Consider the following 10,721-nt stretch of genomic DNA (forward strand, 5'->3'; position numbering starts at 1 on the left):
ATAGACGATAAAAATAAAATTCTTTACATCTATTGGGAATATTACAGTCGTCATAAAGACGATCCAGAAATAGCGGACGACCTTCAAGAATTTGTTGAAACAAAGGAACGGATAAAAGGTGATTCTGCTGAACCAAAAACCATCTACTATTTAAAAAAGCGTGGTATCAATATTTCGGGAGCTTACAAACCAAAAGGTTCTTGTTTACAAAATACAAAGAAGATAAAAAGATTTAAGCGAATTGTTTGTTCAGACCAATGCCCAAACACGATTAGAGAGTTAAAGAATCTCACATATAAAAAGGATAGGCATGGCAATACAATTTATGATGAGTTTAATATTGATCCGCATACCTTTTCGGCGATTTGGTACGGACTAGACGACTATGAGTAGTTACTGCAGCTGTAAGATATTTAAAAGAATATGGCTGTGATGTGCTAAGACTTGATGACCCATCTGGCAAGACAGATGTACCATTATCAACCAGGACAAACAATGCTAACGCATGGGGTGCAGATATTTTAGTATCTTATCACCATAATGCCAATATCGGTAAATGGGGGAACTGGACAGGCACAGAAACCTATTACTATCCTGGTGCATCTACAGGACTAGCTTTAGCAAAAGCTATACACCCTAGTATTGTTGGTGTAATGGGTTTACGAGATCGAGGAATAAAAACGGCAAACCTTCATATGGTGCGTGAATCCAGTATGCCCGCCATTTTAATTGAGGGTGGTTTTATGGACTCTATAATTGATATTAAAGTTATGCGTGATGACGATAAGCTGGAGCAGGCAGGTAAGGCTTTAGCTGATGCCATTGTTGATTATTTTGGTATCAAAGGACAAGCTAAGCCAAGTAAACCAACGCCTAATCCTAAACCATCTAAAAAATATGACAGCATTGTTGATTATCTCAAAGCCCAAAAAATGGACTCTAGTTTTAACAACCGAAAACGCCTAGCTGATAAATACGGCATTAAAAACTACCGTGGTACAGCTAGCCAAAACGTTGCGTTGTTAAATAAATTACAGGGTGGTTCTACCTCATCTAGCAAACCAACGCCTAAATCGTTTTCCGTTGGTCAAAAAGTAACTGTAAAAAAATCAGCAAGCAAATTTGCTACAGGTGAATCTATTGCTGATTTTGTTAAAGGCAATAGCTATAAGGTTAAACAGGTTAAGTCTGATCGTGTATTACTTGATGGCATTATGTCTTGGGTGTATAAATCGGACGTGTATTAATGTTAAAAGCCCCTCAACTCAAGAGGGGCTGCGGAAATGAGAGGGAATTCATGATCCTGTATTAGTTTGTCCAACAACGTGTGAAATATTCCTGTTTTAAATATTTAAAAGGCCCCGTCTTTAGTTGGATGGGGATATACATGAATAACAAACATTACAGAGTTTCATTACAATCTCCAATAAAAGCTATTGGGTTCGTCGGAGCTGTGAAGGTAGTTGTAAATGAATCTCCAATAAAATCAGTGGCGAAAATAGTCCAAGTCCCAATATTAGAAGGATCAATTGATACTTCTATGGTCACTTCAAAAGTTCCACTAAATAAATTTCCAGAAGCCTGCGCAGTACCTCTTACTCTGGCATAATTGTTATCCTCACATTCAATTTCTATCCTTCTTCCGTGAACAAAGTTAATGGTAGTGCCATTCGAACCAAATGCAATAGTGAAGTTATTAACAGCTGGATTACACATAGGGGCTGCTGTAAAACATTGAATTGCGGTTACGTTAATGGTACCTAATAATTGACTTGGAATATTATTCTGGGTGATATTCACTAAAGCTGGAGCAGCATTGCCTTCTACACCTAACCGGAATTTACAAGGGCACTCCACCTTAGGGCATTCTACTTGTATACCTATCGTTGTTGATAAATTTTCACCGTCTACTGTTGTTGTTGCGGTAATGGTAGTAGATACTAAAGGAGTTCCTTCAGGGATGGTTAGCGTTGTTGTGAAACTTCCATCAGCTCCGGATACTGCAGGGTTAGGAATAAATGTCCCAACTACAGGGAAATCACTGAATTCGATTATTGCTCCTTCTACCGGATTACCTTCACATGTAACTGTTCCCGTTATTTCCCCTTCACACATAATGATAGGATCTGAAGTCAACGTTAAATCACAAGTATCAGCGCATTCGACTGTTACCGTTACCGTTTCTGATAAGTTTTGTCCGTCAACTGTTGCCGTCGCAGTAATGTCTACATCTGTTGGCGGTGTATTATCTGGAACAGTCACACCAGAAAAGAAGTTTCCTAGTGAACCAGTAACCGCAGGGTTAGGATCAAAACTTAAAATAGGAGGGTCGCTAGTAAGCGTAACCTCAACGCCTTCAATAGTCTGCCCATCACAGCGAATATTTCCGGACACTACCCCATTACAATTAAACGTTTCTTCTGAACTAGTAAGCGTTAAAATACATGGATCAGCTAAGCATATAAAACTAGTTGGCAATTCATTGGAAATGGTATTCCCAAAAACAGTTGTAGTAGCAGTTACGGTGCCTGGAGTAATTGGTGTTTCTGCAGGTACGTTAATAACAGTTGTAAAATGCCCGCTATCATCAGTAAAAGCCGGATTAGGCGTAAAACTTACGACATCAGATGAAGCTGTAAAGAATATCGGAACACCGCTAAGTCTTTGACCATCACATTCAATCGTTCCGGAAAGCTGTCTTTCACATGCGATTATAGCTGGAACAAATAAACCTAAAATGCAAGGGTCAATACATATAAACGGATCTTCCTCTATCATTTTTCGTAAGCTGGATCGTGTCACAATCCAATCATAGACTTTTTCGGTTCGAACACAAAGTTCTTCTTGTTGTGCCGAAGAACGGTTAGTTATCCCCTCTTTAAAATGTTTTGAATTAGGCATCTTTTTTGATGGCTGTTTACCAGTATTAAATTCTATATCACAGGGGGGTGGAACTAACGAAGATCTATTTACACAGCTTGAATTTATTTCCTCACGAAATTCACAAAATTGTCCAGGTATCTTTAGGTTAGCATTTCCAACTACTTGTATGCTTTGACAAATATCCAAACATATTTCCAGTGATTGAAAAGCGCCACTTTGAAAAATAGCGTTAGCAAAGCAATTAAAGTCTGTTACCGTGCAGCGAATCTCAGTTCCTTCTGGAGCGCATAGTAAAGCTTCCTCAAACAAGCAAAAAGGAATCGGAATAGAGGTACACTGAATGCTTCCAATTGCAGTTTGCACAACTACAAATCCAGTTTTGCGGATAATCACTTTTTGTAGTGTAATCTCTTGTCCATCTAGCACAATTTGCACATTTTCCCTACCATTTGCTTCGATTACTTCTTCACAATTCATTGCATTATTTAACGAATTAATGGGATTACCGTTTTCATCGGTTAGGTAGCAAATAGTTGAGTTATTATTTACTGCCAAGTTTTCTCCTCCTTCTTTTAAATCTAAAGTAATCTACAATAATTTATGCAATGTTTTGGTTCCAGTGAGTGAACTATTGACTAAATGTGAAAATGGATAGATATCACAACCAAACCACCTCCTGTAACTATAATTGAAAAAAGTTACGGGAAGGTGGTGTTTTATTTACTCCATATCAGGCGGCACAAAATTAACATAAGTCGCTCTCTTTGATTCGAACTCAACTAGACTTCCTGACATTATTTCCTCCCGATCTAAAAATAAATGGAAAATATGTAAAAACCATTGAATTAATTTCCAAATTAGTAATCTACCTTTTGGGGCTGAGGAGGTGAAAGTGACGAATAAAATAAGTTTATATAGTATTTTATTACTAATAGTATTAATAGTGTTGACTGCTTGTACTAATAGTACTCAACTTAAGTTAAGTCAAGAAGATTGTGAGTCAAACTGGGCAATGTGTACCCTTATACCAGATAAACAATATCAAGTGAATTCAGACAAGCGTATTAAAGTTGCTATTTTAGACAGTGGTATCAATGAAAACCAACTACCACTTAAACATCAAATATACAAATATAATGCAATTGAAGAAAGCAACATGACTCTTCCGCTAAATGATCACGGTACTATGATTGCGAGTATAATAGCTTCTTCTATTGGAAAAAAAGATTCGTTTAAGGGTATAAACAATAATGTAGAGTTATATGATGTACAAGTTCTTAAAGAAGATGGTAATGGTAAAATTGAAGACATTATTAAAGGTATAAATTGGAGTATAGAAAAAGAAGTAGATATTATCAATATGAGCTTTGGGTTTGATAAGAACGATAAGAGTCTCTATAAAGCTATAAAAGAAGCGCATTCGCAAGGGATAATAATAGTGGCAGCAACTGGTAATACAATAGGCCTCTCTACCAATTACCCTGCCAGATATCCAGAAGTAATATCAGTATCTGCAATAGATAATAACTTAAATTTATACCCTTTAGCTGGAAAAGGAAAAGTAGACTTTGTTGCTCCAGGTGTTGAAATACAAGTAAGAAATTCTAAAGGAAAGATAGTATCTAAGAGTGGTACTTCGTTCGCTGCAGCACAAGTAACTGGTATTATCTCATTGATGTTGCAATCCCATGAGGAAAAGCAGGTAATTAATAAATTGAAAACGCACTCAAAGGAATTGGGAGAAAAGCAAAGTTATGGTCACGGATTAATACAATATAAAACATAGGGGAGAAAAATCTATGAAAAAAACATTAATATATTCTATTATAATTGCACTTTTTATCACTCTAATACCAGGTAATTTAATTTTTGCTCAGAATCTTAGTGAAAATATAGGAACTAAAATAGATAATGATATTGTTTCATCTAATCAAGTTCAAACAATTGAATACAAAGAAAATGGTATGAATACAGTTGAATCTACACTAGATTCAGAAGAGGTCTACCTTAATAGTGAAGTGAGTTTTAATCCTGAAAACGGTGATATGACAGCTAAAGCATTGTTGGAGACTGAACATGGGGAAAATATAGAAAAAAACTTTGATATTGTTTTAACAGAAATTGTTGGTGATGATATTAGAGCAGTTTTTACTGATATTGAAACTGGAGAAGTGTACAATGTAAATACAGCTGAAGTTTCTGCTGCAGCTTTACCTCTTGTACCAATACTTATTAGATTTGTAGTTAAATATGGATTGAAAAAAGCCGTAAAATCATTTGGGAAGAAGGCTATAAATAGATCAATAAAGAAAACTGAATCTGTTGCAAGAGTTGCTGCAAAAGCTTTAGGGTATATAGAAACTAATTTTAAATCACATGGAGCAAAAGTTTACAAAAGAGGTAAAAAGGCAAAAGGTCCTAAGTATATAAGCAGAGATGTTGATAAGCATTCAGGAGGAAGTTGGAAGGGCGCAAAGACTATAAAAGCTTTGGGGAAAAAAGAAACAAGGTCAGGAACATATGATGCACTTTTGAGAAGAATAGGTGATTAAACTTTATGGATAGACTTACAAGATTTAATGTGGATTTTTTTAATTTGGATAGTACTCCTTATCATCAAGTTTCTAGTAATTTTAGATTGAGAGTTCTTTCAGACACATTTCATAAGAAAAACGAACTTTTATTAAGAGAGCTTATCTTTTTAATATTTAATAAAGAATCTAGAATTGATAGTACGTTTATTTCCGGTTATATAGTAAATGGTAAAAGAAGAAGAGAAAAAGTTGGATTAGGTAAAATATTCAAATTAAAAAACTGGAAAGAAATAATTGTAAAAGATGAAGTATTTGAAGAAGAAGAAGTGATTTTTGCAACTGTAAAAGAATTAGATCGATATAATATATATAAGTACTGTATGAAAGTTACATCTGGCTATATGAATAGTGCATATATTATTTTTTATAATGATAGTTTTATGTTGTATCTAAGTAGTGATGTTCTCGATGTTATTTCATATAATGATAAACTGATTAATGATCTAAAGTTAAAATTACCAAAAGAAATTATAGATCAGCACCACGATAATTGACAACGACGTTTCTTATCAAATAGGATAAAAACAAACATTGTTCAGTTTACACCCTATCCATAGAGATAGGGTGTAATTTTTGCAATAAAATATTTAATAAACAATTCAATAAATTTAGCCCTTTTAGTATAATGCAACTAAAGGGGTTACATTGAAATGATTACCAATGGGAATGGGAGGAGATGTTCATTAAGGCGCTTTATGTAAGCGACCTTCATAGCTATATCGACAAAACCATATCGCAGCTAGAACAAATACATACACAAGTAAAAAACATCCAGAAGAGCATAGAAGCTATTATAGCTTTGGAGGATGCGTTTAAAGGGAAAACGGCTAATTCTATTCGTGCCTTCTATCAAGAGGTACACATGCCGTTTCTGTTGTTCTTAGAGGGTTTTATTATGAATTACTCCGATACGTTACAAGAAATGAAAAAGTCGATTCAAGACATGGAACCAAACAAAGATGGAGTTATTCGTGAGGATTTTCTTTCTCAAGATGTGAAACGAAGTTTTGAGCGAATGGAACAGATTACCATGGCATTAACGGATGAGGCAAATGCCGTTCTTCACTCGGTCAAAGATATTATTAACGTTCGTGATATAGACGATGGCGAGTTCCTAGATAAAGTACAGTATGGGAAAAAGATGAACCGTCAGACGATAGAGAAGCTCCACGCTTTTGACCGACATAGTACAGCTAAGCTAGACCCCATAGAACAAGATATACGAACGATGAAGAATTATATGACTCAAATCCGTGAGTTAGGCAATAATGGAAAGTTACGTATTGGCAGTTACCAATCCAGACAGCTAGATGATCAAAAGTTTCATCAAGCACTTATATCTGGAATCAAAAATAAGGCTGTGAGAAACGCCATTGGGCTAGAGGCAGTCCTTGGCGAAGCAGGTAAGCTTCTACTTTATAGCTATAGTCGATTTGCTGCTATTCCGGTTCAGTATTTACAGAAACATTTTGGATTAAAAACCATGGATTATAGTTATCGGGCTATGCATGCAGCTGTAGCAGCATCAGGCGACCGTTTAACTACAGGAGAATTTTCTACCATTGAACACCAAGTTGTTTCTAAAGTAGAGGTTTCAGACTATAAAAAAGTGAGACAGGGAACTTACTATACGTTGACGGATGGCAGAATCGTAAGGAAATACCAATCCGAATCTGGAAGTGTAGAATATGAATTAGTGAATACGATTCCTGCCGATCGACACAAGCCAAAAGAGCCGGAAAAGAGCTGGGTAGAAAAAGCTACTGAAGGGATTGTCAAAGCAGGTTTACACATAGGATTAGCAGGATATAAGACCGGAAAAGCTGGTTTAAAAGCTACCAAAGAAGCTTTAGACTTCGTTGTATTGGATGATGTGAATACGGTTCTTGATTCAGAAGGCTCTGTGGGTGAAAGAATATGGGCGGGAGCTTCTATTCTTCCAGTGGGGAAACCTTTAAAACTGATTAAAGCTGGCGGAGTTATTAAATTTGCGGATAAGGGTGGAATAACTGCTAAGAAAACTAAGAGTAACGGGAATCTTGTTAAAATTTATGGTGTAAAAGAGTATATTAAGGATGTTGAAAGGATTACTGGTAGAAAAATACCAGATAACCAAAAGACTTTACTTAAAAAAGAGTTAAGAGAAGTTGATTATTCCAGTAAATTGCCTAAAGGAGAGATAATTAAGCATAGAAAGCAATTTCAACGTAAAAAAGATAAATTAATTGATGAGTGGGAGAAGAACACAGGACAAAAGTGGCCTACGTATTCAAAGCCTGTACTTTCAAAAAGAGGAAGAGTGTATATTGAAAAAGGCGATAGGTACGATGCTCACCACATTATAAAAAATGAACATGGTGGTCCGAATGAATGGTACAATATACATCCTGCAAAAAGACCGAACGAACATCAAAGTGGGATACATCGTAAGGATGGACCAGAAAAGAAATTGTTCAAATAATTTATTAATGGAGGAAAAATATATGTATGATTTTGAATTCCTAAATAAATATGTTTCAGAACTAAATAATCCACAAAACCAAGACAAAAAGCATATAATATATCGTTTAGAAGATGATGTTATTGAAGCAGAAAAGAGATTAGGTAAAAAATTCCCTAATGAACTAAGAGAGTTTTATTTAAAAGTAGGGTACGGCTTTATATGTAACTTTGATAAAACTCGTAGAAATAGGTTAATGGATCCTCATAGTGTAGCAGATTTTATACTCGGTGAAGATGATTTTATAGATTCAACCATTAGAGAATTATATCAAGATAATATGTTAGTATTTTTTGAAGTCGGAGAGGGAACATATCTTACTCTAGATTTGGAACAGGAACAAGAAGGCGGGATTTGTCCTGTTTACTATTTCGAAGAAAAAATTGCAACATCACTTGAAGAATTTTTAAAGAAGATGGATGAAAAAACAGATTATTATATTCATTTAAGTGAATAGAGTATTACTACTTAAGTTTAATTTTGCTAGTAGTGGTGGAGTAAGTTAATTGTGTAATGTTTTTAATTAGTACGACTTTACAAGGATGTTATTTTTTAAAAAACAACATAAAAATAACTGAAAAAAATAACAGAGTGAAATCCGATGAAAAAATAATAGTGTTTTTATTTTATAAGACGTATTTTTTAGGTGAAAAGAAGTGAGAAGTAATTTGAAGAAATGGCGTCAATTATGGGCGGCATGATGTAATTCATCGCCCGTAACTCCTGATGCATCAGGGGTGATAAGTGTTGGTTGGGTGATATTTAGAGAAAACCTCACAAAAACCTCACATTTTTTAAAAAGTTGATTTTTTAAGGATGTTTCCGTAAAGATTAGATATCTTTTCGGTTGCATCCTTTTTCATTTTATCCGTTACATGTGTGTAAATTCGCATAGTAGTATCAATATCTTCATGGCCAACGCGCTTCATGATTGTAGCAATATCAACACCAGCTTTGGATAGCATACTAATATGAGTATGTCTGAAAATGTGAGGTATAGCATACTTTTTTATATTTGTTTTACGCATGAGACGATTCATTCTGGTTAAAATTGTCTTTGTAACAAAAGGATACCCGTTTGCTCTTGCGAATACAAAATCTTTGTCGTGATAGTCTTCCATTAAAGTTCTATATTGCATTTTATGTTTATCGTTTTCTTGAACTACTTTTCGTAGCATGTCCATAACGGATTGTTCCATGCTTATTAAGCGGATGGATCCATCTGTTTTGGGAGTTGTTAGTTCGTAACCACGCATATTATTTTTCTCATTATAAATTGTTTTTTCTATATTAATTGTGTTCTCTTTAAAATCAAGATCGTTTTTTTGAAGGGCGCATAATTCCCCAGATCGCATTCCTGAGAATGCTAAAGTGTAGAAGCGTTCTTTGTCATATTTCAATCCATATTTATTTACAACTTCGAAAACTCGTTTAATTCTTCATGTTCTAAGTATTTTTCTTCTATGTTATTCTCTTTTATATCTTCAATGGTTTTCCGTTTTTTAGGAATGATTACATCATTAGCAGGATTATTTAAAAACTCGTTAGATAACAAGCAAAAGATCATCATCTTTTATATTGATAGCAATAACCAAGTAACTGAGCGCTACGTACGTGTATTGGAGATAAAAGAAAATAGTATTTTAGCCTATTGCTTTTATCGTAAACAAGTACGAACATTTAACATGGAAAATATCTTATCTGCTGGAAAAGTAAGAAAGAAGGTTGTTTCATAATGGTAAATGATGCGAGGTACTATTAAGTGGACATCAATCATGATGCCCAAACACGTTGAAATGCTTCAGGAATTGTGGAAGGAACAAAACCATAAAGAAAAGCCAATACTGGATAAGCAGCGGCAAGAGGAAATAAACAATAAACTGTTAATGGCTGTAGTAAATGATCTAACGGTCGAATTAAAATATTTTGATAACCATGACTTTTATAAAGCAAAGGGCAAGATAACCAGTATTAATAAACAAAGTAAATACATAAGCATTGCTGGGCAACGTTTGCCTTTTGAGTGCATTATGGATGTGTGGATAAAATGAAGTGAGCACATCATGTGTGTCTTTTTATTAACAAAACCACCTCCTGTAAATATAATCGAAATGAGTTACGGGTAGGTGGCATTTTTTAACAAAAAAGTCCAAAAAAGTTTACGTAGAAAAAACAGCCTATTTAAAAACAAGGAAAAAAGACGCATGGTGTATGGGTTAATTTACCATTAAGATTTACATAGAGGAAGGCAACTGAAATGTCTTAAAAGCAAGGGGATTAAAATTATAGAGAGAAGGGGGATAGTTTGTGAAGCGTGACTTACAAATTAATTACGGGGTTTTAGATGATATTATTGGCGAACTTCGGAAATATAAGCGTGCCTTAGGAAAAATGGACGATTCATTGGATAAAGTAACGACCTTTATGCAAACAAATGAGGGAAAAAGTGTTGAAGCATGGGATCAAAACATTAGCACCTCGAAAGAAAAAATTGCAAATTATGAAACACAGATCAATGACTTACTATCGTTATTTGAAAATTACGTAACAGACACTACCAGGTATATTTCACCGCTTTCTAGAAATACAATGATGCGTGTGGATCGTAATGACATCTGGGCGAATCTAAAGCAAATAGAGGGCGGTATTACCGATAATGTGTTTAAAGCACTAAACAAAAGCTATCAGCAACCTGCTTCATTTTTCAGCATGTTTGATGACTCTACGGATGCAGAAAAAGAAGC

At 34.8% G+C, this 10,721-nt stretch carries 12 protein-coding genes and 1 pseudogene; 10 read left to right on the top strand and 3 right to left on the bottom strand.

The window, feature by feature from the left end; translation table 11 throughout:
* From D1839_RS19545 to D1839_RS21020, 3 genes and pseudogenes are all read left to right on the top strand, one after another.
* A partial coding sequence (locus D1839_RS19545; RefSeq protein ID WP_207667475.1) for a terminase large subunit occupies positions 1 to 393 on the top strand: 393 nt, incomplete at its 5' end.
* Positions 394 to 419: 26 nt separating this feature from the next.
* Positions 420 to 812: pseudogene (locus D1839_RS21015) on the top strand (N-acetylmuramoyl-L-alanine amidase family protein); the annotation flags it as partial.
* Positions 813 to 905: 93 nt separating this feature from the next.
* Positions 906 to 1,247 (top strand): hypothetical protein, encoded by a 342-nt coding sequence (locus tag D1839_RS21020; RefSeq protein WP_286164870.1) that lies wholly within the window; start codon positions 906 to 908, stop codon positions 1,245 to 1,247.
* Positions 1,248 to 1,401: 154 nt separating this feature from the next.
* On the opposite strand, the gene D1839_RS20615 is transcribed toward D1839_RS21020, so the two are convergent.
* The gene (locus tag D1839_RS20615) at positions 1,402 to 3,438 is read right to left on the bottom strand and encodes a hypothetical protein (protein ID WP_199690452.1); all 2,037 of its coding nucleotides are present in this window, start codon (positions 3,436 to 3,438) and stop codon (positions 1,402 to 1,404) included.
* Between the two features lie 337 nt (positions 3,439 to 3,775).
* Between D1839_RS20615 and D1839_RS19560 the strand changes: the two genes are divergently transcribed.
* From D1839_RS19560 to D1839_RS19580, 5 genes are all read left to right on the top strand, one after another.
* Positions 3,776 to 4,669 carry a S8 family peptidase gene (locus D1839_RS19560; RefSeq protein ID WP_199690454.1) on the top strand — a complete coding sequence of 298 codons (894 nt, stop codon included), beginning with the start codon at positions 3,776 to 3,778 and terminating at the stop codon, positions 4,667 to 4,669.
* A gap of 13 nt (positions 4,670 to 4,682) precedes the next feature.
* Positions 4,683 to 5,435, top strand: coding sequence for an SAR2788 family putative toxin (locus D1839_RS19565; RefSeq protein WP_120381476.1), 753 nt, complete (start codon positions 4,683 to 4,685; stop codon positions 5,433 to 5,435).
* Between the two features lie 5 nt (positions 5,436 to 5,440).
* Positions 5,441 to 5,971 (top strand): hypothetical protein, encoded by a 531-nt coding sequence (locus D1839_RS19570; protein ID WP_120381477.1) that lies wholly within the window; start codon positions 5,441 to 5,443, stop codon positions 5,969 to 5,971.
* A 182-nt stretch (positions 5,972 to 6,153) separates the two neighbouring features.
* Complete coding sequence (locus D1839_RS19575; RefSeq protein ID WP_120631207.1) at positions 6,154 to 7,938, top strand: T7SS effector LXG polymorphic toxin; 1,785 nt, start codon at positions 6,154 to 6,156, stop codon at positions 7,936 to 7,938.
* A 22-nt stretch (positions 7,939 to 7,960) separates the two neighbouring features.
* Entirely contained in the window at positions 7,961 to 8,434 is a 474-nt protein-coding gene (locus D1839_RS19580) for an SMI1/KNR4 family protein (RefSeq protein ID WP_120381520.1), read from the top strand.
* Between the two features lie 337 nt (positions 8,435 to 8,771).
* Here D1839_RS19580 and D1839_RS19585 read toward each other — a convergent pair whose 3' ends face one another.
* Positions 8,772 to 9,377: a site-specific integrase gene (locus tag D1839_RS19585; protein WP_199690471.1), complete on the bottom strand. Its 606-nt coding sequence runs from the start codon at positions 9,375 to 9,377 to the stop codon at positions 8,772 to 8,774.
* A gap of 11 nt (positions 9,378 to 9,388) precedes the next feature.
* Positions 9,389 to 9,532 (bottom strand): hypothetical protein, encoded by a 144-nt coding sequence (locus D1839_RS20620; protein ID WP_207710080.1) that lies wholly within the window; start codon positions 9,530 to 9,532, stop codon positions 9,389 to 9,391.
* A gap of 220 nt (positions 9,533 to 9,752) precedes the next feature.
* On the opposite strand from D1839_RS20620, the gene D1839_RS19590 reads away from it, so the two are divergent.
* Both D1839_RS19590 and D1839_RS19595 read left to right on the top strand, forming a co-directional pair.
* Positions 9,753 to 10,028: a YolD-like family protein gene (locus D1839_RS19590; protein ID WP_199690473.1), complete on the top strand. Its 276-nt coding sequence runs from the start codon at positions 9,753 to 9,755 to the stop codon at positions 10,026 to 10,028.
* 256 nt (positions 10,029 to 10,284) lie between these two features.
* A partial coding sequence (locus tag D1839_RS19595) for a hypothetical protein (protein ID WP_207710081.1) occupies positions 10,285 to 10,721 on the top strand: 437 nt, incomplete at its 3' end.

Source organism: Roseburia sp. 1XD42-34 (assembly GCF_009917385.1).
GTDB lineage: Bacteria > Bacillota > Bacilli > Bacillales > Amphibacillaceae > Virgibacillus.